22 protein-coding genes are annotated in these 19,360 nt (G+C 61.0%); 11 read left to right on the top strand and 11 right to left on the bottom strand.

The window, feature by feature from the left end; translation table 11 throughout:
• The first annotated feature begins 15 nt into the window (after window positions 1-15).
• Complete coding sequence (locus AO268_RS31870; RefSeq protein ID WP_236309575.1) at window positions 16-1,449, top strand: surface lipoprotein assembly modifier; 1,434 nt, start codon at window positions 16-18, stop codon at window positions 1,447-1,449.
• Between the two features lie 99 nt (window positions 1,450-1,548).
• Complete coding sequence (locus tag AO268_RS31865; RefSeq protein ID WP_099170880.1) at window positions 1,549-1,956, top strand: SMI1/KNR4 family protein; 408 nt, start codon at window positions 1,549-1,551, stop codon at window positions 1,954-1,956.
• Between the two features lie 60 nt (window positions 1,957-2,016).
• On the opposite strand, the gene AO268_RS31860 is transcribed toward AO268_RS31865, so the two are convergent.
• Entirely contained in the window at window positions 2,017-3,780 is a 1,764-nt protein-coding gene (locus tag AO268_RS31860; protein WP_076963079.1) for a cation:proton antiporter, read from the bottom strand.
• Window positions 3,781-4,072: 292 nt separating this feature from the next.
• Here AO268_RS31860 and AO268_RS31855 point away from each other — a divergent pair, with 292 nt between their 5' ends.
• Window positions 4,073-4,558: an acyl-CoA thioesterase gene (locus AO268_RS31855; protein ID WP_076963078.1), complete on the top strand. Its 486-nt coding sequence runs from the start codon at window positions 4,073-4,075 to the stop codon at window positions 4,556-4,558.
• A 35-nt stretch (window positions 4,559-4,593) separates the two neighbouring features.
• Here the strand turns inward: AO268_RS31855 and pdxY are convergent, their stop codons facing one another.
• Window positions 4,594-5,466, bottom strand: a complete 873-nt coding sequence (pdxY, locus tag AO268_RS31850; RefSeq protein ID WP_076963077.1) for a pyridoxal kinase PdxY — start codon at window positions 5,464-5,466, stop codon at window positions 4,594-4,596.
• A gap of 116 nt (window positions 5,467-5,582) precedes the next feature.
• Between pdxY and AO268_RS31845 the strand changes: the two genes are divergently transcribed.
• Window positions 5,583-5,975 (top strand): DUF3301 domain-containing protein, encoded by a 393-nt coding sequence (locus AO268_RS31845; RefSeq protein ID WP_099170879.1) that lies wholly within the window; start codon window positions 5,583-5,585, stop codon window positions 5,973-5,975.
• Here AO268_RS31845 and AO268_RS31840 read toward each other — a convergent pair.
• Genes AO268_RS31840 through dksA form a run of 4 tightly spaced genes read right to left on the bottom strand, consistent with a single transcriptional unit; the run spans window position 5,969 to window position 9,260 of the window.
• Window positions 5,969-6,931 (bottom strand): CobW family GTP-binding protein, encoded by a 963-nt coding sequence (locus AO268_RS31840; protein ID WP_099170878.1) that lies wholly within the window; start codon window positions 6,929-6,931, stop codon window positions 5,969-5,971. The genes AO268_RS31845 and AO268_RS31840 overlap by 7 nt on opposite strands.
• A gap of 45 nt (window positions 6,932-6,976) precedes the next feature.
• Window positions 6,977-7,621 carry a DUF1826 domain-containing protein gene (locus tag AO268_RS31835; RefSeq protein WP_099170877.1) on the bottom strand — a complete coding sequence of 215 codons (645 nt, stop codon included), beginning with the start codon at window positions 7,619-7,621 and terminating at the stop codon, window positions 6,977-6,979.
• Window positions 7,621-8,829, bottom strand: a complete 1,209-nt coding sequence (gene zigA / locus AO268_RS31830) for a zinc metallochaperone GTPase ZigA (protein ID WP_076963073.1) — start codon at window positions 8,827-8,829, stop codon at window positions 7,621-7,623. The genes AO268_RS31835 and zigA overlap by 1 nt, the downstream gene beginning before the upstream one ends.
• Before the next feature lie 26 nt (window positions 8,830-8,855).
• Entirely contained in the window at window positions 8,856-9,260 is a 405-nt protein-coding gene (gene dksA / locus AO268_RS31825) for an RNA polymerase-binding protein DksA (protein ID WP_099170876.1), read from the bottom strand.
• 126 nt (window positions 9,261-9,386) lie between these two features.
• Between dksA and AO268_RS31820 the strand changes: the two genes are divergently transcribed.
• The 5 genes from AO268_RS31820 (at window position 9,387) to AO268_RS31800 (ending at window position 13,058) form a co-directional block, all read left to right on the top strand.
• The gene (locus tag AO268_RS31820) at window positions 9,387-9,755 is read left to right on the top strand and encodes a glutamine synthetase (RefSeq protein ID WP_099170875.1); all 369 of its coding nucleotides are present in this window, start codon (window positions 9,387-9,389) and stop codon (window positions 9,753-9,755) included.
• Between the two features lie 78 nt (window positions 9,756-9,833).
• A complete protein-coding gene (gene folE2, locus AO268_RS31815; protein ID WP_099170874.1) occupies window positions 9,834-10,739 on the top strand; it encodes a GTP cyclohydrolase FolE2 in 906 nt (301 codons plus the stop codon).
• Window positions 10,736-11,161: a phosphoribosyl-AMP cyclohydrolase gene (gene hisI, locus AO268_RS31810; RefSeq protein ID WP_076963069.1), complete on the top strand. Its 426-nt coding sequence runs from the start codon at window positions 10,736-10,738 to the stop codon at window positions 11,159-11,161. Before folE2 ends, hisI begins: the two co-directional genes overlap by 4 nt.
• Complete coding sequence (locus AO268_RS31805; protein WP_076963068.1) at window positions 11,158-11,718, top strand: gamma carbonic anhydrase family protein; 561 nt, start codon at window positions 11,158-11,160, stop codon at window positions 11,716-11,718. Before hisI ends, AO268_RS31805 begins: the two co-directional genes overlap by 4 nt.
• Window positions 11,719-11,720: 2 nt before the next feature.
• Complete coding sequence (locus tag AO268_RS31800) at window positions 11,721-13,058, top strand: dihydroorotase (protein WP_099170873.1); 1,338 nt, start codon at window positions 11,721-11,723, stop codon at window positions 13,056-13,058.
• A gap of 14 nt (window positions 13,059-13,072) precedes the next feature.
• Here the strand turns inward: AO268_RS31800 and AO268_RS31795 are convergent, their stop codons facing one another.
• On the bottom strand, window positions 13,073-13,594 hold the full coding sequence (locus AO268_RS31795; RefSeq protein WP_099170872.1) for a DUF3617 domain-containing protein: 522 nt from the start codon (window positions 13,592-13,594) through the stop codon (window positions 13,073-13,075).
• A 130-nt stretch (window positions 13,595-13,724) separates the two neighbouring features.
• On the opposite strand from AO268_RS31795, the gene cls reads away from it, so the two are divergent.
• On the top strand, window positions 13,725-15,164 hold the full coding sequence (cls, locus tag AO268_RS31790; RefSeq protein ID WP_099170871.1) for a cardiolipin synthase: 1,440 nt from the start codon (window positions 13,725-13,727) through the stop codon (window positions 15,162-15,164).
• A gap of 147 nt (window positions 15,165-15,311) precedes the next feature.
• Here cls and cfaB read toward each other — a convergent pair whose 3' ends face one another.
• From cfaB to bufA2, 4 genes are all read right to left on the bottom strand, one after another.
• Window positions 15,312-16,496 carry a C17 cyclopropane fatty acid synthase CfaB gene (gene cfaB, locus AO268_RS31785; RefSeq protein ID WP_076963064.1) on the bottom strand — a complete coding sequence of 395 codons (1,185 nt, stop codon included), beginning with the start codon at window positions 16,494-16,496 and terminating at the stop codon, window positions 15,312-15,314.
• An 85-nt stretch (window positions 16,497-16,581) separates the two neighbouring features.
• On the bottom strand, window positions 16,582-17,364 hold the full coding sequence (locus tag AO268_RS31780) for an HvfC/BufC N-terminal domain-containing protein (protein WP_099170870.1): 783 nt from the start codon (window positions 17,362-17,364) through the stop codon (window positions 16,582-16,584).
• On the bottom strand, window positions 17,355-18,200 hold the full coding sequence (bufB, locus tag AO268_RS31775) for an MNIO family bufferin maturase (RefSeq protein ID WP_099170869.1): 846 nt from the start codon (window positions 18,198-18,200) through the stop codon (window positions 17,355-17,357). Before bufB ends, AO268_RS31780 begins: the two co-directional genes overlap by 10 nt.
• Before the next feature lie 62 nt (window positions 18,201-18,262).
• Window positions 18,263-18,517 carry a BufA2 family periplasmic bufferin-type metallophore gene (bufA2, locus tag AO268_RS31770; protein WP_076963061.1) on the bottom strand — a complete coding sequence of 85 codons (255 nt, stop codon included), beginning with the start codon at window positions 18,515-18,517 and terminating at the stop codon, window positions 18,263-18,265.
• Between the two features lie 216 nt (window positions 18,518-18,733).
• On the opposite strand from bufA2, the gene AO268_RS31765 reads away from it, so the two are divergent.
• Window positions 18,734-19,357: a CDP-alcohol phosphatidyltransferase family protein gene (locus tag AO268_RS31765; protein WP_099170868.1), complete on the top strand. Its 624-nt coding sequence runs from the start codon at window positions 18,734-18,736 to the stop codon at window positions 19,355-19,357.
• The last annotated feature ends 3 nt before the right edge of the window (window positions 19,358-19,360 follow it).

Genomic DNA, 19,360 nt, shown 5'->3' with positions numbered 1-19,360 from the left:
TTTCTGCTGCTGTCCATGGCCCCGAGGGTTTTTGCCGCCGACCAGGACACCCGCCTGCGCCTGAACCAGACCATCGAATACCGCGCCAACCAGCAAGAGCGCGAGCTGCTCAAGGATGAACTGCCCAGCGACGGCGCACCGCCGCTGTTGAATATCGATGGGCAGACCTACAGCGTGGGCAACAACCTCGATGAACTGGGCCGCGCGGTGTACCTGTCCATCGAGCGCCAGCAATGGCCGCAAGCCAGGGATTACCTTAGGCGCTACACCGCCCTGCCCGGCCACGACCCGATGCTCACCGCCTATGCCAAGGGCGGCCTGGCCCGCGCCGATGGCGATCTTGAACAGGCCGAAAGCCAATACCGCCAGTTGCTGGCATTGCAGGCCGACTTCCTGCCCGGGCGCCTGGAACTGGCGCGGGTGTTGTTCGAGAACCGCAAGGATGGCGAGTCCAACAGCGTATTCCAGCAGATCAGCAGCAGCCTCAGCCCAGCTGACGCGCAAGCCATGGGCGTGGGCAAGACCGTCGACAGTTTTATCCAGGCCCTGGACCACCGTGAAGACTGGCAGGGCTCCCTGGCTATCGGCCCGACCTGGGGTTACAACCTCAACCAGTCCCCGGAAAGCGAGGTGACTTATCGCTACGTCACCCCCGACGAAACCATCTACGTCAAACGCTCACTGCCCAAGGCCGTGTCTGCCCACGGCGCGGACTACGAGGCCACGCTCAACAAACGCGTGGCCATCAGCGGCCATCACGGGGTGTTCATGCGCTCGCTGCTCTATGGCCAGGCCTATGAAAAACAGAGCAAGTACAACGAAGGCACCCTCATCAATAACGCCGGCTATAGCTACCACGACGCCAAAAACCAGTACGCCCTCGGGCCGTCGTTTGAATTCAATACGATTGGTGACAACGCCATGTATAGCGCCTGGGGGCTGCGCGGCGAATGGATTCATACACTGTCGGCCACACGTATGTTCAAGCTGGAAGGCGAATACAAGGACATGGCCTACAAACACGAGATCAATAGCAACCTCGACGGCGGCATCAGTTCGGTCTACGCCACCCTGTGGCAGGCCCTGCCCCAGCGGTGGACGCTGTTCGGCGGCGTAGACCTGAGCGACCGCAACACCCAGGACCGCACGGCGGCCTACCTGCAAAAGGGCGTGCGGCTAGGGGTGGCGAAGGATTTCGAGGTGGGCGTCAGCGCCGTGCTGTTCGCCTCGTACCGCAAACGCCAATACGATGCCTACAGCGCTATCGTCGATGACCGACGCAATGAGAAAGAACAAGGCTACACCTTTATCCTACGTGCCCCACGCCTGGCGGTGCTGGATGCGGTGCCCAGCCTGACGGTCAAGTACAACAAGGTTGTCAGTAATGTGGATTGGCTTTATTCCTACGACAAAAACAGCATCAGCCTAAAGCTAGAAAAGCAGTTTTAACCGGCTTCACCGGGTTTTCTATTTCGCGGTTGCACTTATAGCGAGCTACTGTATAAAACGCCCCTATAAACCGCGCCATCTAGCATGAGGATCCCGGCCGTGGAAGAAGTCATCGAACAATTGCGTGAAGCCAACGAACCGGTACCGGTTCCTCTGGAACTGCCCGACGAAGACCAGTTGGTGGAAGTCGAAGAACAGCTGTTTATCAACATCCCGTTTGTATTCAAGGAATTCCTGCTGACCGTCAGCGATGTGGTGTATGGCAGCCTGGAGCCGGTGACCATCACCGACCCCCAGTCCCACACCTATCTGCCGGAAGTCGCCGCCAATGCCTGGGATCTTGGCGTGCCTCGCGAGCTGATCCCGATTTGCCAGGACGGCGACGACTACTACTGCGTCGAAGAAGACGGCACGGTGGTGTTGTGGTCCGGTGAAGAGGAACTGGTGACCGAAGAGTCCTGGGAGTCGGTGTGGCACTGGGCACGGGACGTGTGGCTGGAAAGCTGATCCCAAGCCTGTGACAAGCCGGTTTACGTGGCGATGGGCTTGCCCCCTCGCCACATAAGGTCAGTGCTCCGGCGTGTCCTTGTGATTGTCCAGGGTCTCCAGCAAGGCTACCTGCATGCGCGTATGGATGCGGATGAACCAGCGCCAGAGCACGGCGGCCACTGCCGCCGCCACCACGGCAATCAACACCAGCAACTTGTTGGTCGGCAGGATACTGGCCGACAAGGCTGCCAATAGCAGAAAAATTACCAACAGCGAGAGGATCGGGATCAGTTCGGCAATCACTCGCCGCACGCGCTGGGTATGGCGCCCGGCCATTTCCGGCTTCACGCTCATCTCCGCCAGCAACATCGACAGCGCCTTGAGCTTGCGATACGCGGCGATCAAAAATGGCAGCGACAGCAACAACGCAGCGCCCCAGATCAATGCCTTCTGCCAACTTGGATCACTGATCCAGCCTTGCAGATACCCGCCAATCCGCGCGGCGAAAAAGCTGCCGGTAAAGAAGATTGCCACCACCAGCGCCAGGTTCACCCCCACCTGCAGGATGATCTTGCGGATCATCGACGCCAGCATCGCGCCTTCGCCCTGGGGTTGGATGCTGCGCAGCCATTCGCCATACAGGCCAAACACCCGGCTCAGGCGCTGCGGCATCACCGCCGCGATCTTCAAGGACAACGGGTCGGCACCACGAATCAGGTACGGCGTGAGCAAGGTGGTAATCGCCGACACGGCCACCGCCACCGGGTAGAGAAAGTCGCTGGTGACCTGCAAGGTCATCCCCAGCGCCGCAATGATGAAAGAAAACTCGCCAATCTGTGACAGCCCCATGCCCACCCGCAACGAGGTGCGGCCGTCGTTACCGGCGATAAACGCGCCAAGGCCACAGGACAGCATCTTGCCCAGCACCACGGCCACGGTAATCACCGCAATCGGCCACGCGTATTGCAGCAGGATCTGCGGGTCGATCATCAAGCCGATGGCCACAAAGAAGATCGCGCTGAACATGTCGCGAACCGGCTCGATCAGGCGCTCGATTTTCAGCAACTGCCGGGATTCAGCCATGATCGCACCGATCAGGAAGGCGCCCAGCACCATGCTGTACTCCAGCTTGACCACCAGCAGGCAAAAACCGAAACACAGGCCCAGGACGGTGATCAGCAACATCTCGTTGCTTTCAAACTTGGCCACGTAGGCCAGCAGCCGTGGCACCAGCAAGATGCCGATCACCAGAGCCACGATCATGAACAGCGAGAGCTTGCCGACCGTGGAAAACACCTCGCCGGAACTGACCGTGCCACTGACGGCGATACTCGACAGCAGGGCGATGATGCCAATGCCCAGAATGTCTTCGACGATCAGCACGCCAAAGATCAGTTGGGCAAAGCGCTGGTTTTTCATCTTCAGGTCGTTGAGGGCCTTGACGATGATGGTGGTCGAGGAAATCGCCAGGATCGCGCCGAGGAACAGCGAGTCCATGGTGTTCCAGTCGAACCATTGGCCAATTTCGTAGCCAATCCAGATCATCAGGATGATTTCCAGGAAGGCCGCGATAAACGCCGTGGCGCCCACCTTGAACAGCTTGCGCAGGCTGAACTCCAGGCCCAGGCAGAACATCAGGAAGATCACCCCCAGCTCAGCCAGGGTCTTGATGGTGTCTTCGTCGTGGATCAGGCCGAATGGCGGGGTGTGCGGGCCGATGATAAAGCCGGCGACGATGTACCCCAGGACGACCGGCTGCTTGAGACGGTGGAACAGGATGGTCACCACCCCTGCCACGAGCATGATCACCGCCAAGTCCTGGATAAAGCTGATGGCGTGCATGGCGAGGGGCTCCTTGAGGGTACTGGCACGTTCCCAGGTTCCACGCAGCCGCCACAACGGCGCGCAATGTGCGGAAGGAAAAGTCTGTGTTATTCGTAAGAAATGCCCTTGAAATGAGCTTTTCAAGGGTAACACCGCGACTTGCGGCAGAAAGCCGGTGCAATATATGGAAACAGATCGACCCGGGCGTGACGGCAAGCCCCGCCCCGGCGTCCCGTAAGGGATGGCGCTGTAATGATTCCAGCATCCGCAGAGGTGCCCCCCAACCAATGCCTACAACCGTGAGTGTGCTATGGAACCCGGAAACGCCCAGCTGTCGATGACGGTATTGATGACCCCTGATATGGCCAATTTTTCAGGCAATGTCCACGGTGGCACCCTGCTCAAATACCTCGACGAAGTGGCCTACGCCTGCGCCAGCCGTTATGCCGGCCGCTACGTAGTCACACTGTCGGTGGACCAGGTGACTTTTCGCGAGCCGATCCATGTGGGCGAGCTCGTGACATTCCTGGCTTCGGTCAACTACACCGGCAATACGTCGATGGAAGTGGGGGTCAAGGTCGTCACCGAGAACATCCGCGAGCGTTCGGTACGCCATACCAACAGTTGCTTCTTCACCATGGTCGCCGTCGACGACGACCGCAAACCGACCGCCGTGCCCACGTTGCAGCCACAGAGCAGTGAAGACAAGCGCCGGTTTATCCAGGCCAAACAGCGCCGGCAGGTTCGCCAGGAGCTGGAGAAGCGCTACCAGGAGATCAAGGCTGACACTCTCTGATCCCAGGCTGTGGACCCCACATTGGGCTGGTGGTGTTAGAGGCTGATCGGCGTGGCTTCAAAGCGCACACGCGGATGGGCGATGCGGTCCTGGGCCCGCACCAATTCCAACTCGTAGCTGGCGCACGCCTGGGTTTCCAGCAGTACTTCGTGCACGGCTGCGGCGGTGAACTCAAAGGCCGCCAGCAGGCTGTCGCCCAGCAACACCCGCGCCAGGAACAGGCCCGACGTCAGGTCGCCGACCCCCACCGGCTGGCGCGCAAAGGCCAGCAATGGCCGACGCAGGTGCCAACTGCCTTCAGCCGTCACCAGCAGCATCTCGAAACCCTCTGCCAGCTTGCCTGGATAATCCAAGTGCTTGACCAGCACCGCTTTCGGTCCACGGGCCAGCAGGGCCCGCGCCATGCCCAGGCAATCGAACAGCGACTGCGGTTTACGCCCGCAAAAACTGTCCAGCTCCAATTGGTTGGGGCACAAGAAGTCAGCCATGGCCAGCGCTTCGTCCAGCAAAAAATCACTGACTTCCTGGGGCACGATGCAGCCTTTTTCCGGGTGGCCCATTACCGGGTCGCACAGGTACAGGGCCTTGGGGTTGATCGCCTTGATCCGTGCCACACCGCTCAGGATCGCCCGGCCCTGGGCGGCGCTGCCCAGGTAGCCGGACAGCACTGCATCGCAGTTGCCCAGCTCGCCAATCGCCGCAATCCCCTCCACCAGCGCAGGAATTTGCTGCGGCGCCAACACTTCTCCCGCCCACTGGCCATACTGGGTATGGTTGGAGAACTGCACAGTGTTGAGCGGCCAGACATTCACCCCCACCCGTTGCATGGGAAACACGGCGGCGCTGTTGCCGGCATGGCCGAAGACCACATGGGACTGGATCGCAAGCAGATGAGGAGTACGTTTCATGCAGGAAACTTCCGTAAAACCGTTAAATTCTGGCCGCGCAGTATGCGACTAAAAGCAGCCTGTACGACAGACCGGAGACACAGTTAAGCTGGCCTTACTTTGTTGGAGCAAATCGCATGCTGACCCTGGGAAATATCTTTGTGCTGATGCTGCTGGCGGCGACTGCCGCCTGGGTGTGGCACAACCACGGCTTGCGCGAGCGCGCGCTGGAGAGGGTCAAACAGCATTGCGCCAAGCTCGACATCGAACTGCTCGATGGTGCCGTGGCCTTGAAACGCATCGGTTTCGTCAAGGACGCCAGCGGCCGACGGCGTTTGGCGCGGGTCTACAACTTTGAATTCACCGTGACCGGCGAAGCCCGCCATCCCGGCACCATCACCCAGTTTGGGGCCCACAGTGCGCAGATCGAACTGGCGCCCTACCCGTTTGAAATAAAGACACCACAGCCCAGCGCCGAAGTGATTGAACTGAGCCAGTGGCGCCAGGAGCACGGCAAGGGCCGTCACTGACGGCAAGCGGCCAGGGCTTTTTGCAGTGCTGTCACGTCCTGCTCTTCGCGAAAGATCAGCTCGATGCGCGAGTCCCGGCGCCATTCGCTGGGCTGCCAGGTGAGCGTGGTGTTATCCACAGCGTTGGCCGAGACCCAACCCGCGGCGCTGTGGATAACCAATTTGGCACGACGCCAGTCCAGGCCCTGCAAGCATTGCCGCAGCAGCGTGGGGGCGAACTGCTGGCTCGGGTGCCAGCGCCAACCGATGCTCCAGCCCCCCTCCTGGGCCTGATGCAGGCAAATCGGCACACACGGATCGCTCCAGATTGCCTGGATTTGCGCCACTCCCTTGGGCACTTGAAAGTTATCCACAGCCGCCCCGGCCTGTGCGCCAAACCCCGGTAGCCGAGCCAATGGCAACTGCGCCTGCCGCGCCCAGTAAACCTCGCAGGCCGGCAGTGCCCTTTCGATCGCGGTTCGTTGCGCGGGGTCCAGCCCTTCTTCCTTGTTCAGCACCAGCAACCCGGCACTGGCCAATGCCTCGCGTTGCGCGTCGGGCAACGGTCTGCCCGCCGCCAGTGCCTGGGCGTCGAGTACCAGCACACAAGGCTGGACGGCAAGCACGGTTTGCCAGGGCGCCTGGCGCAACTGCGCAAGCAATTGCGCCGGGTGCCCCAACCCAGAGGGCTCGATAAACAGCCGGTCCGGCTTGGCCTTACGCAGTAGGCGGCCCAGCCCTACCTGGAACGGCGCACCGTTCACACAACACAAACAGCCACCGGCCACTTCGCCAAGGGCAATGCCGTCGTCATCCAGGGTCAGCAGCGCGGCATCCAGGCCGATCTGCCCGAACTCATTGATCAACACGGCCCAGCGCTCGTTGGCCGGACGCTGGGTGAACAGGTGTTTGATCAAACTGGTCTTGCCGGCCCCCAATGGGCCGGCAATCACATGCGTGGGAATATTCTGCAGCATCGTGGACATTATTCAGGCCGTGTAGAGACGCTTGATCCTACCCGGTTATGCCAGCCAATCCAGCGTCAGAATCAGCCGTCGCTCGTTGGCGGCCAGCGTCGGCGAGCGGTGAATCAAGCCATAGCCTTCATTGCCGCGCCACTTTTCGCCCTTGAGCAGGGCGACTTCGCCACAGTGGATCTGCTCGATACGCTCGCGGGGTTCCGCGTCTGCCTGGCTCAACTGGCGCCGGTCCATCACCCCTTCGCGCAGCCATTGGCTGCCGATGCCGGCATAGGTGGTGATCAAACGCACGGGCACGTGATCGACGTGAAAGCGCGGGCACATGGCCTTGTCCAGCAGCCTCAGCCGCACGCCAATACGCTTGGCGCCCAACAGGCAGGCAAAAGCACTGATCAGCCAGGCAACATCAGCGATAAAGCCTTCGTAGCCCTCAAGGTCACGACAGCCTGCGGCCAGCCCCTGCAAGTTGGGTTCGGCGTCTTCGCTGTCCAACTCCACCACCAGCGACTCGGCGAGCGGCTCGCCCAGCGAGACCAGCAACGCGCCAAACTCGGCGATGTGCAGCGGCAACTGGCGCTGCCACAGCGCCAGGTTGACGCCGTTATCCAGGATGTCGGCGAGGGCCAACGGGGTTTCCCCACGGGTCTGGCGAATCACCGGGCGCAGTTGAATCACAGGTGCCAGCATCAGGCGGCTGCCTCCTCGTACCAAGGGCCAAAAGGATCGGCCAGCAGGCCCCAACCTTCGGCGCCCAGGGCCATTTCTTCATCCGTCAGCAGGCACGCGTCCAGTTCCATACGCATCTGCACAAAATCGATGTTCTGCCCGATAAACACCAGTTCCTGGCGGCAATCGCCGGTGCTCAGTTGCCAGTTACCCATAATTGCCGCGACGCTTTCCTGGTCCTCGGGCCATTGGCTTTTCGGCACAAAGCGCCACCAGCGACCGGCAAAACCATGGCGCATCAGGCCACCGGCCTGGGACCAACTGCCAGCGTCACGGTGCTTGCTGGCCAGCCAGAAAAACCCCTTGGAGCGCAGCAGCTTGCCATTGCTCCACGGGCGGTCGATAAAGTCGAAAAAGCGCTGGGGATGGAATGGCCGGCGCGCCCGATAAGCCGTGGAGGCGATGCCATATTCCTCGGTTTCCGGCACATGTTCGCCGCGCAGCTCCTGCAACCAGCCCGGCGCCTGGGCCGCGCGCTCAAAATCAAAACGCCCGGTATTGAGAATCTCGGCCAGCGGCACCTCGCCCATCACCATAGGGATAATGCGCGCCTGGGCATTCAGGCGCTCCAGGATGGCCACCAGTTCTTCACGTTCGTGGCGGCTGATCAGGTCGATCTTGCTGATCAGAATGACGTCGGCGAACTCGATCTGTTCAATCAGCAGGTCGGTGATGGAGCGTTCATCGTCCTCACCCAACGTTTCGCCGCGGGACGCCAGGCTTTCGGCCGCCTGGTAATCGAGCAGGAAGTTCATGCCGTCGACCACGGTGACCATGGTGTCGAGCCGCGCAATATCCGCCAGGCTCTGGCCGTTTTCATCGCGAAAGGTGAAGGTTTCCGCCACCGGCAGCGGCTCGGAAATGCCGGTGGATTCGATCAGCAGGTAATCGAACCGACCCTCCCTGGCGAGCTTTCCTACCTCGACCAGCAAGTCTTCGCGCAAGGTGCAGCAGATGCAGCCGTTGCTCATCTCCACCAGTTTTTCTTCGGCGCGATTGAGGCTGACGTCGCGCTGGACTGCGGCGCCATCAATGTTGATTTCGCTCATATCGTTGACTATCACCGCCACCCGCAGATTTTCGCGGTTGCGCAGGACGTAATTGAGCAGCGTACTTTTACCGGCGCCGAGAAAGCCGGAGAGCACAGTAACGGGTAGACGGTCGGTCATCGGGTGTTCCTCATCAGGGTGGTCGGTCAAATCGCCCGTTGATGGCGTTCGCGCAGCTCTTCACGTTCTTTGGCTTCGATACACAGGGTGGCGGTGGGCCGCAGCAACAGACGCTGGAGGCCAATCGGCTCGCCCGTCTCGCGGCACCAGCCGTATTCACCACGCGCCAGGAGCTCAAGGGCTTCGTCGATCTTGTCCAGCAGCTTCTTTTCCCGCTCCAGCAGGCGCAATTGCCACTGGCGCTGTTCTTCGGCACTGCCGATATCGGCGAGGTCGCTGTTGGGCTCTTGCTCGCGCAGCACGATAAATTCGGCTTCGATGCGCGCTTGCAGGTCATCGCGCTGGGCCAATAGCCGCTCGCGGAAAAAGGCTTGCTGGGCCTCATTCATGTAATCCGCAGGCGGTTGGGCAAGCAGGTCTTGTTCAGTCATCGGGACGGTTCACGGGTCAGGCTGTGCTTTTATGTTATAGTATAACAATGCAAATAAGCCAATCCCCTCTTGCCCGTCACGACGAAGGGCGCAATCCTTGAGCCCCTCCATGCCCCGAGAACCGCGATGAGATACCTGTTATGCAGCGTGTTGCTGCTGACGGCGACCCAGGCCGGCGCCCAAGTGCCCGGCCCGCTGGCCACCTGCACCCGCAGTGCCACCCTGTTGGCCTGCGTCGATGCCCAGGGCAATGCCTACAGTGTCGCGACCGCAGGCAACACCACGTATTTGCGCGGGTTCGAGGTGATCGGCAAGCGCTACTGGGCGCAGACTAATAGCCGCTATGGCCAATTGACGTTCTTTACCGGGCTGGCCTCCGACGGTGAGGCGTGGGTCGGCTACACACGGCGTGTGGGCTGGACCACGATCAACCGGTTTTCCAGTTCGGGGGGTTCCAGCGCCAAGTTCACCTGCAGCCGGATCAGTGGGTGCTAGGCCTGTCGTAGAAAAATAATCGTCGATTCAATTGTTATAATATAACATGTCGAATTATTTTCAACGACGGACCTGCTCATGAATGCGCTGACTCTGCCGGATATCGCCGCGCAGGCTTCTCGCCAAGCCTTGCCTCTCGACTGGGTGGGCATGTGTGGCATTGCCCTTCCTATCCTGATCGACGGCCAACGCTTGAGCGCCAAGGCCGATGCGGGCGTGAGCCTGGATGACGGCGCGGCGCGCGGCATTCATATGTCGCGCCTGTACCTGGCGCTGGCAATGCTTGAGCAACAAGACCTGCGGCCGGCGCTGTTGCGCCAGGTGTTGCAGCAATTCCTCGATAGCCACGAAGGGTTATCGAGCAGCGCCTACCTGCGGATTCATAGCGACTTGCTGCTTAAACGCCCGGCCTTGGTCAGCCCGCTATCAGGCTGGAAGACCTACCCAGTGACCATCGAAGCGCGTCTGGAAAAACAGATGTTCCACGTGGAACTAAAAATTGACGTGAGCTACTCCTCAACCTGTCCGTGCTCAGCCGCCCTCGCCAGGCAGTTGATTCAACAGCAATTTGTCGACGATTTCGCCAACATCTCATTGCAACACGAAGAGGTATTGGCCTGGCTGGGCAGCCCCAACGGCATCGTCGCCACCCCCCATAGCCAACGCAGCAGTGCGCTGTTGCAGGTCCATCTGCAACCAGGCGTTCAAGCCTTGCCCCTGACTGACGTGATTGACCAGGCTGAAGCAGCCCTCGGCACCGCCGTACAGACCGCCGTAAAACGCGCCGATGAACAAGCCTTCGCCTTGGCCAATGGCCAGAACCTGATGTTCTGCGAAGACGCCGCTCGCCGTCTGAATCTGGCGCTAAAACGTTTGGATACGGTGCAAGCCTTGCACCTGAAGGTCATCCACGCCGAAAGCCTGCACGCCCATGACGCGGTGGCCGAGAGCCGTTGGACGAGGGCGGCCTTGGGCACACCATGAAGCTGACAATGCTCGACCTGGAAGCCGCCGCCGTGGGCAGCCGCTTTCCCCTGGCCCCGGTGCTGGAGGCCTTGCCGTGGAACCGTGACGGACTGATCGCCGCCATTGCCCAGCAACACGGCAGCGGCGAGGTGTTGATGCTGGCCTGGATGAACCGCCGGGCCCTCGACGAAACCCTCACCAGCGGCCAGGTTTGCTACTGGTCACGCTCACGCCAGCAGTTGTGGCGCAAAGGCGAAAGCTCCGGCCACTGGCAGCAATTGATCGAAGCACGCCTGGACTGCGACGGCGATGCCATCTTGCTGATCGTCGACCAACAAGGCCCGGCCTGCCATACCGGCCGCCCCACCTGCTTTTACAACGCCATCGAAGACGACCAAGTGCATATCCTCACCGCGCCCCTCAAGGAACCTGCTGCATGATCCGCAAGAACCCTTCCGGCGATCTGCCGGTGATTGCCGAATCGGCCTACGTGGATAAAACCGCGATCATCTGCGGCAAGGTGATCATCGGCGAGAACGTATTTGTCGGCCCCTATGCGGTGATCCGCGCCGACGAAGTCAACGCCGACGGCGCCATGGACCCGATCACCATCGGCGCCAACTCCAATATTCAGGACGGCGTGGTGATCCACTCCAAATCCGGGGCGGCGGTGACCATCGGCGAATTCACCTCCATCGCCCATCGCTCGATTGTCCACGGCCCGTGCACCGTCGGCGACCGGGTGTTTATCGGCTTCAACAGCGTGCTGTTCAACTGCGTGGTCGGCGATGGCTGCGTGGTGCGGCACAACTCGGTGGTCGATGGCCGTGACTTGCCGGCCGCCTTCTACGTGCCGTCCACCACCCGTATCGGGCCCAATACCGACCTGTCGCAGTTCCCGCCCGTCAGCGTCAGCGCGTCGGAGTTTTCCGAAGACGTGGCGCGCACCAATGTCGACCTGGTGCGTGGCTACAAAGCCCTGCAAAACGAGTTCTGAACATGAGCCGCCTGCTGATCCGCAACGCACGCCTGGTGAATGAGGGCCGGGAATTCGACGCCGACGTGCTGGTCGCCAACGGCCGTATCGAAAACATCGCCAGTAGTCTCCAGGGGCAAACGGCCGAGAGCGAGATCGATGCCCAAGGCCAATGGTTGCTGCCGGGCATGATCGACGACCAGGTGCATTTCCGCGAACCGGGGGCATCGGATAAAGGCAGTTTCTACAGCGAGTCCCGCGCCGCGGTGGCCGGTGGCATCACCAGTTTCATGGACATGCCCAATACCCAACCGGCGACCCTGACCCTGGAAGCCCTGGCCGACAAGAAACGCCGCGCCGCGCTGCACTCGGTGGCCAATTATGGGTTTCACTTTGGCGTCAGCAACGACAACCTCGACACCGTGGCCGCCCTGGATCCGCGGCAGGTCGCCGGGGTCAAAGTATTCATGGGCGCCTCCACCGGCAATATGCTGGTGGATGATCCAAGGGTTCTAGAGCGCCTGTTTGCCGAGGTGCCGACCATTCTCCTGGCCCATTGCGAACACACGCCGAGCATCCAGGCCAATGAGCAACGTTTGCGAAACCGGTTTGGCGAGGCAATCCCCGCCGTCGCCCACCCACTGATTCGCGACGCCGAAGCCTGCTATCGCTCCTCGTCCCTGGCCGTGGAATTGGCGCGCCGCCACGGTACGCGCCTGCATGTGTTGCACCTGACCAGCGCCCGGGAACTGCCACTGTTTGAAGACAAACCGCTGGCAGAAAAACGCATCACTGCAGAAGTGTGCGTGCATCACCTGCTGTTCGATGACCGCGACTACGCCCGCCTTGGGCACCAGATCAAATGCAACCCGGCGATCAAGACCCGCGCCGACCGCAATGCCCTGCGCCTGGCACTGCTGAGCGATCGCCTGGATGTGATCGGCACCGACCATGCGCCTCATACCTGGGAGCAAAAACAACGGGCATACCGCGAAGCGCCTGCGGGATTGCCCCTGGTGCAACATGCGCTGCCCGCATTGCTGGAGTTGGTGGCTGACGGCCTGTTGCCCCTGACCACCCTGGTGGCGAAAACCAGCCATCGCGTCGCCGACCTGTTCGCCATTCCTGACCGGGGTTATCTACGCGAGGGCTACTGGGCCGACCTGGTACTGATCAAGCCCGAGCCCGCAGGCAAGCCGGTGAGCAGCCAGCCGATCCTCGCCCGCTGCGGCTGGACACCCTTTGCCGGGCGCAGCTTTCGCCATAGCGTCAGCACTACCCTGGTGTCAGGCCATGTGGCCTGGCACCAGGGGCAGGTCATTGACAGTTGCCAGGGGCTGCCCCTGCATTTTCTGCGCTAAAACCCAGGAGCCGTTCAGGCGCGGGGCTTGACCGTGCCGCAGTCGTTGCCCAGCCACTGTGCCTGGGTGTCGAGGCTGCCGTTCTGCTGCACGCCGGTGGCATTGAAAGTACCGTTGACCGTGGTGGTGAATGCCTTCTGGCTCTGGAATGTGGCCACGCCCGTGCCCTCGGCTTTCGGGCAGCTGAAGCGGAATTTCCACTGGTTGCCAGTCTTGTCGGTTACCTCTTGCTTGCAACCCGATTGCGGGTCGGTCAGCGGGATGGTATCGGAGGCCACCTGGGCCGGCGTCAGGCAGACCTGCACGCCTTTGCCGGCCATGGTGATGCCCTGTTTTTCCAGCATCGCGCGCTGTTCCGGGGTCATCTGTTGTTTCAGTTGGCCGAGGATCAACGACAAGTCCGGCAGGTTCTGGTTATCGACTTTCATATTGCTGGTGGTCAATTCCCACAAGCCCGGCGCCAACATCTGCGCCTGCGCTGCCACAGGCAGCGTCAACCCTACAACCATGGCCAAACCAAGCAGACGAGCATTCATCGGGTAACTCCTGGGTAATTGTCGGCGTTAGACGTCGCAAAGCGCTCGGCGTTGCATGCTCAATAAAATAGCGACAATCGCCGTCGAACATGGTCTGTTACGCATTGGATCGTCAGGAGTATCGTTGTCCATGGATTTCTTCGGCCCGCATTTGCTTGGCTACTTTATCGCCACCCTGCATTTTCTCGGCTCCCTGGCCGCCCTGCACGCGGTGCTGACCGTGCGTACCGCCCAAGGCTCGATTGCCTGGGCACTGTCGCTGATGTTCATGCCGTACCTGACGCTGATCCCCTACCTGATCTTTGGCCGCAGCAGCTTCGATGCCTATATCCAGGCCCGGCGCCAGGCCAACCAGGAAATGCACAAGGCCATCACCGAATTGAACTGGCGCCCCTGGGTCGAAGAAGCCCTGGCCGCGCGCAACTCCCACGCCTATGCCTCGCTGCGCGCCATGCCCAAGCTGGGACGCATGCCGTGCCTGGCCAATAACCAGGTACGTTTACTGGTCAATGGCGACGCCACCTTCAGCGCCATTTTCGACGCCATCCGCGCTGCCAAGACTGCGGTGCTGGTGCAGTTTTTCATCATTCATGACGATCAACTGGGGCGCCAGCTGCACAGCCTGCTCAAGGCCAAGGCCGCCGAGGGTGTGGCCATCTATGTGCTGTATGACCGCATCGGCAGCCATTCCCTGCCCCACGGTTATGTGCAATCGCTGCGTGACGCCGGGGTGCAGATCAAGGCGTTTGCCACCCGCAGCGGCTGGTTCAATCGCTTCCAGGTAAATTTCCGCAATCACCGCAAGATTGTCGTGGTCGATGGCCTGACCGGGTTTGTCGGCGGGCATAACGTCGGCGACGAATACATGGGCAAGAAACCACCGCTGGCCCCCTGGCGCGACACCCATGTGCAAGTCAGCGGCCCGGTGGTGGCGTGCCTGCAGGAGTCGTTTGCCGAAGACTGGTTCTGGGCCGCGCGTGAACTACCGCCGCTGATCCTGCCCGACACCTATGCCGATGACGGCGTACTCTGCCAATTGCTGGCCAGCGGTCCGGCGGACCCGTATGAGACCTGCTCGCTGTTTTTCGTCGAAGCCATTCATGCGGCGACTGAGCGGGTGTGGATCACCAGCCCGTATTTCATCCCTGACGAAGCCGTATTCGCCGCACTGCGCCTGGCGGTGTTGCGCGGCGTGGACGTGCGCCTGCTGCTGCCGTCACGCCCCGACCATCGCATTGTCTACGCCGCCTCCAGCCTGTACGCGATTGAGGCGGTGCGCGCCGGCGTGCGGGTATTCCGCTACAAGCCGGGGTTCTTGCATCAGAAAGTGGTGCTGGTAGACCGCGAAATCAGCGCCATCGGCAGTGCGAACCTGGACAACCGTTCGTTTCGCCTCAACTTTGAAGTGATGTTGCTGACTGTCGATAAAGCCTTCGCCAGCGAAGTGGAACATATGCTGCTGGACGACTTCGCCCAGGCCCACGAAACCAGCCAGGAAGAAAGCCAGCAGACCCGCCGCCTGCAGCAACTGGGGATGCGCGTGGCGCGGTTGATTTCCCCCATCCTATAAATTGCACCGGACAAAATGTGGGAGCTGGCTTGCCTGCGATTGCATCACTGCGTTGTAACTGAAAAAACGCGGTGTCTGCATCGCAGGCAAGCCAGCCCCCACACAAGCTCAGCTCCCACATTTAGTATTTCAACGTAGCCAAAGATCTCAGCGGTAGAGATCTTCCCGCGTCCACGGCAACTCATGGCTGCCATCGGCATGGGGCTTGACCGCCAGGATCTGGTGCAGGTTGATCCAGCCCCGGGCAAACGCATATGCGCAACCCGCCAGGTACAGGCGCCAGATACGTAGCGCCTGGGCCGGGACCATGTTTGCCGCCGCCTCCAGGTTGTCTTCCAGGCGCTCGCTCCAGTGGTCCAGGGTGCGCGCGTAATGCAGGCGCAGGCTTTCCACGTCGACCACTTCCAGGCCGACTTCGCTGATTTCGGCGCTGATCATCACCAGGTGCGGCAGCTCGCCATTGGGGAACACGTAACGCTCGATAAAGTCCCCGGCACCACGCCCCACCGGGCGGCCATCGGTATGTTTGGCCGTGATGCCATGGTTGAGCACCAGGCCACCTTCACGCACGGCGCTAAACAGGGTCTGGCAGTACTGCGCCAGGTTGGCGTGGCCGACATGTTCAAACATACCGACGCTGACCACTTTGTCGAACCGCCCGTCCTGTGGCAAGTCGCGGTAGTCGAGCAACGCCAGCTCCACCCGGTCTTCCAGGCCCTCGGCGAGCACCCGCTCCCTGGCCAATGCCAGTTGTTCCTTGCTCAGGGTGATGCCGAACACCTTGACCCCGAACTCACGCGCCGCATAACGCGCCAACCCGCCCCAGCCGCAACCGACATCCAGCAGATACTCCCCAGGCTGCAGGCGCAGCTTGCGGCACAGGTGGCGGAATTTGTCTTGTTGGGCCTGGTCGAGGGATTCGCTGCCGGTCTCGAAGTAACCGCAGGAATAGGCCATGTCACGGTCCAGCCAGAGCTGGTAGAACTCGTTCGACAGGTCGTAGTGGTAGGAAATCGCGGCGGCGTCCGTGGCCTTGTCGTGGATCGAGCGCACCGCTCCGGTGTGCTCAGCCTCCTCGACCAGGGCATGGCTCAATTCATCACACACCCGGATAACATCACTGATGGAGCCTTCCAGCTCCAGTTTGCCTTCCACGAAGGCAGACCCCAGGGAGTCGAGCGTAGGATGGCTCAGTTGCGTCACCATCACCGGGTCCTTGACCACGATGGTGACGCTGGGCTCCGGGCCCAGGTTGAATTCATGGCCATCCCAGAGTCGCAGACGCAGCGGAAGCTGAAGATTCTGTAAGGCCGGTGGAAGTTGCGCAAACATGAGTAGTCCCCCTCGTTTCAGACGTCTGAAATGAGGGTAGACCATCCATAAAAAAGTAGCAGGCTATCGATTTAATAGCCCCATTCTATGGTGCCCGACATTGCAGCAAACCGTCCTGAACCCACTGTTTCAACCAGGTAACAGCTTGCAGCGGCGCGCCCTCTTGATAAGTGACTGCCAATTCGGCGCACAGTTCTGAAAACGTCCACCCCTTGTCGACCATCCCGGCCAGGGCATATGCCTCGGCGGGCTCCAGGCTGCGGTAGCGGCACACCTGCTGGTCACGCCAGATCAGACACACCTCGGCCAGCGGCAACGGCTGGCTGCCGGGAAACCCAGCCTGTGCCTTGACCGCACGCCAAATCTGCCGGCTGTTGAAGCGACACAACACCTGCTGCACCGCCGGCACCCACTCAACCTGCAACAACGGCCAGGCCTCGGGCGCCAGCCGGGTCATGTCCGGCAGGCTCAGGGGTTGGCCCGCAGGCGCATCAAACGCCAGGGTAAAGGCCCATTCCAGGCGCGCCAGCTCCACCAGGGGGGCGGCTTGTTCGGCGACCAGATGCTCGTCGATAAAGTCTGCAAACCGTTGCCCCAGCCAGCGCAAGCTGAAATGCGCCGATGGATAGCGCTGCACATAGGCCGCCACCAACCCGGCAAATTCATCATCCCCCAGCCAATGCCACACGGCCGGGAAATCCCCCTGCATCACTTCCAGCAAACGGGCCCGATAGGCGTTGTGATAGATCGCCAGGCCCGTCTCGACATCCAGGGTCGGGCCACCGATCAAGGTGCTGGCAAAACCACAGTTGCCAGCCTCTGCCAAGAGATGCCGTTCAAATGCCAGCTGCCAGTCGATCAGGCGCATAGCGACCTCCGGGCCAAGGCGCCAGCCCCCAACTCACGGGCCTTGCCCAGCTCATCGAGCAACTCGGCGAACGGCGGGAAGTGGTCATCACGCTCCAGCAAAGTGGCCACCGGCCCCAGGTGTTCCAGGGTCTGTTGAAACAGTTGCCACACCGGATCGCACACCGGATGGTCATGGGTATCGACCACGTAGTCGCCGTAGTCCATATGCCCGGCCAAATGCAGTTGGCGGATGCTCTGCGGCGGCAGGTTGCGAATAAAGGTCCAGGGGTCGAAGCCATGGTTGCGCGAGCTGACATACACGTTGTTGACGTCCAACAGCAGCTCGCAACCGCTGAGGTGGCTCAAGGCGCTGAGGAATTCCCACTCGGTGAATTCATCGTCCCGGGATCGCACATAACTGGAGACGTTTTCTAGCACCAATGGCCGCTGCAACACATCTTGTACCTGCCGCACACGGGCCGCGACGTGGCGCAGGCTTTCCCCGGTATAGGGCAGCGGCAACAAGTCATGCAGTTGATGGGCGTTGCCACGGCTCCAGCACAGGTGATCGGAGACCCACGCCGGCTTGACCCGGTCGGCCAATTGCTTGAGTTGCTTGAGGTAATCCCTATCGAGGGCATGGGGCCCGCCGATCGACAGGGACACCCCATGCATCACCAACGGATAACGCTCGGCGATGGCGTCCAGGTAGTACAGGGCCTTGCCGCCCGGCACCAGATAATTCTCGGAGACGATTTCAAACCAGTCCACATCCGGCGACTGCTCGATAATCTGTTGATAGTAAGTGCTGCGTAATCCCAGGCCGTAGCCCAGGCAAGGAACCGATAGCGACATGACGAACTCCTGGAAAGTGTCCGCAGCGACGTGCACACCGCTGCGGGATCACGTATTCGCGGTTATTCGCCGACTTTGCCACCCGCCGCATCGCAGGCGGCCTTGGTCATGGCCTTGAAGCCATGGCCCTTGCAGACAGCCTGGCCTTTACAGGCGTTTTCGGCGGTCTTGCAGTCGTTCATGCCTTTGCAGGAGGTCACGCCATAGCAATGCACGTTCGCTTCATCGGCCGCCTGGACCTGGGTCGCGACACCGGCAAACATCGTGGCGGCAGCAATGGCCAGGGCAGCACCGGAAACGGCATTCTTGATATTCATTGTGGTATTCCTCATGGGTCTGTAGGGGGTCGGCTGAACGGTTTGTTCAGTCCCGACACAGCACTAGAGTGAGGTGCCTGAGAGGCGTTACAACGCTGTGAGAATTTTCGTGGTTTCCTGAGTCCTTGTAGGAACCATCACTAGTGCCCACCGCGATTTATCGTCACACTCACACCAGATTTTTCGCGGGATCACGGACAAGGAAGCGTCACTCTCATGATTTCGATCTATCAGCTCAAACCGCGTTTTCAAAACCTGCTGCGGCCCCTGGTGCAGCGCCTGTATGACAACGGCACCACCGCCAACCAGATCACCGTGCTGGCCGGGATCGTATCGTTGCTGGTGGGCCTGCTGGTCGCGGGTTTCGCCCAGTACGCCTGGGTGTTCGTATTGATCCCGTTGTGGATGATCCTGCGCATGGCCCTCAATGCCATCGACGGCATGCTCGCCCGGGAGTTCGGCCAGCAATCACGCCTGGGCGCCTACCTCAATGAACTGTGCGATGTGATCGCCGACAGTGCGCTGATCCTGCCGTTTGCGCTGATCCCCGGGGCCAGCCTGGCGCCGGTGTTGCTGGTGACGCTGCTGGCGGTGTTCAGCGAATACGCCGGCGTGCTCGGGCCCATGGTCGGTGCCTCGCGGCGTTATGACGGCCCCATGGGCAAGAGTGATCGTGCATTTGTCCTCGGTGTGCTGGCCACCGGCGTGGCCCTGGGCTGGCTCGGCGCAGGCTGGGTCGATGGGGTGATGTGGCTGGTGGCTGCACTGCTCGCCTATACCCTGGTCAATCGAGTGCGCCAGGGCCTTAAAGAACAACCCGACATCTCCCCGACGGCATAAGGA

The sequence above is a fragment of the Pseudomonas sp. ICMP 8385 genome, assembly GCF_002699915.1.
Classification (GTDB): Bacteria; Pseudomonadota; Gammaproteobacteria; order Pseudomonadales; family Pseudomonadaceae; genus Aquipseudomonas; species Aquipseudomonas gessardii.
This window is presented reverse-complemented; position numbering and strand designations above follow the sequence as displayed.

Coding starts and splice junctions, on each gene's coding strand:
- AO268_RS31870 (WP_236309575.1), top strand. CDS start 16: ATGGCCCCGAGGGTTTTTGCCGCCGACCAGGACACCCGCCTGCGCCTG.
- AO268_RS31860 (WP_076963079.1), bottom strand. CDS start 3,780: ATGCACGCCATCAGCTTTATCCAGGACTTGGCGGTGATCATGCTCGTG.
- AO268_RS31855 (WP_076963078.1), top strand. CDS start 4,073: ATGGAACCCGGAAACGCCCAGCTGTCGATGACGGTATTGATGACCCCT.
- pdxY (WP_076963077.1), bottom strand. CDS start 5,466: ATGAAACGTACTCCTCATCTGCTTGCGATCCAGTCCCATGTGGTCTTC.
- AO268_RS31845 (WP_099170879.1), top strand. CDS start 5,583: ATGCTGACCCTGGGAAATATCTTTGTGCTGATGCTGCTGGCGGCGACT.
- AO268_RS31840 (WP_099170878.1), bottom strand. CDS start 6,931: ATGCTGCAGAATATTCCCACGCATGTGATTGCCGGCCCATTGGGGGCC.
- AO268_RS31835 (WP_099170877.1), bottom strand. CDS start 7,621: ATGCTGGCACCTGTGATTCAACTGCGCCCGGTGATTCGCCAGACCCGT.
- zigA (WP_076963073.1), bottom strand. CDS start 8,829: ATGACCGACCGTCTACCCGTTACTGTGCTCTCCGGCTTTCTCGGCGCC.
- dksA (WP_099170876.1), bottom strand. CDS start 9,260: ATGACTGAACAAGACCTGCTTGCCCAACCGCCTGCGGATTACATGAAT.
- AO268_RS31820 (WP_099170875.1), top strand. CDS start 9,387: ATGAGATACCTGTTATGCAGCGTGTTGCTGCTGACGGCGACCCAGGCC.
- folE2 (WP_099170874.1), top strand. CDS start 9,834: ATGAATGCGCTGACTCTGCCGGATATCGCCGCGCAGGCTTCTCGCCAA.
- hisI (WP_076963069.1), top strand. CDS start 10,736: ATGAAGCTGACAATGCTCGACCTGGAAGCCGCCGCCGTGGGCAGCCGC.
- AO268_RS31805 (WP_076963068.1), top strand. CDS start 11,158: ATGATCCGCAAGAACCCTTCCGGCGATCTGCCGGTGATTGCCGAATCG.
- AO268_RS31800 (WP_099170873.1), top strand. CDS start 11,721: ATGAGCCGCCTGCTGATCCGCAACGCACGCCTGGTGAATGAGGGCCGG.
- AO268_RS31795 (WP_099170872.1), bottom strand. CDS start 13,594: ATGAATGCTCGTCTGCTTGGTTTGGCCATGGTTGTAGGGTTGACGCTG.
- cls (WP_099170871.1), top strand. CDS start 13,725: ATGGATTTCTTCGGCCCGCATTTGCTTGGCTACTTTATCGCCACCCTG.
- cfaB (WP_076963064.1), bottom strand. CDS start 16,496: ATGTTTGCGCAACTTCCACCGGCCTTACAGAATCTTCAGCTTCCGCTG.
- AO268_RS31780 (WP_099170870.1), bottom strand. CDS start 17,364: ATGCGCCTGATCGACTGGCAGCTGGCATTTGAACGGCATCTCTTGGCA.
- bufB (WP_099170869.1), bottom strand. CDS start 18,200: ATGTCGCTATCGGTTCCTTGCCTGGGCTACGGCCTGGGATTACGCAGC.
- bufA2 (WP_076963061.1), bottom strand. CDS start 18,517: ATGAATATCAAGAATGCCGTTTCCGGTGCTGCCCTGGCCATTGCTGCC.
- AO268_RS31765 (WP_099170868.1), top strand. CDS start 18,734: ATGATTTCGATCTATCAGCTCAAACCGCGTTTTCAAAACCTGCTGCGG.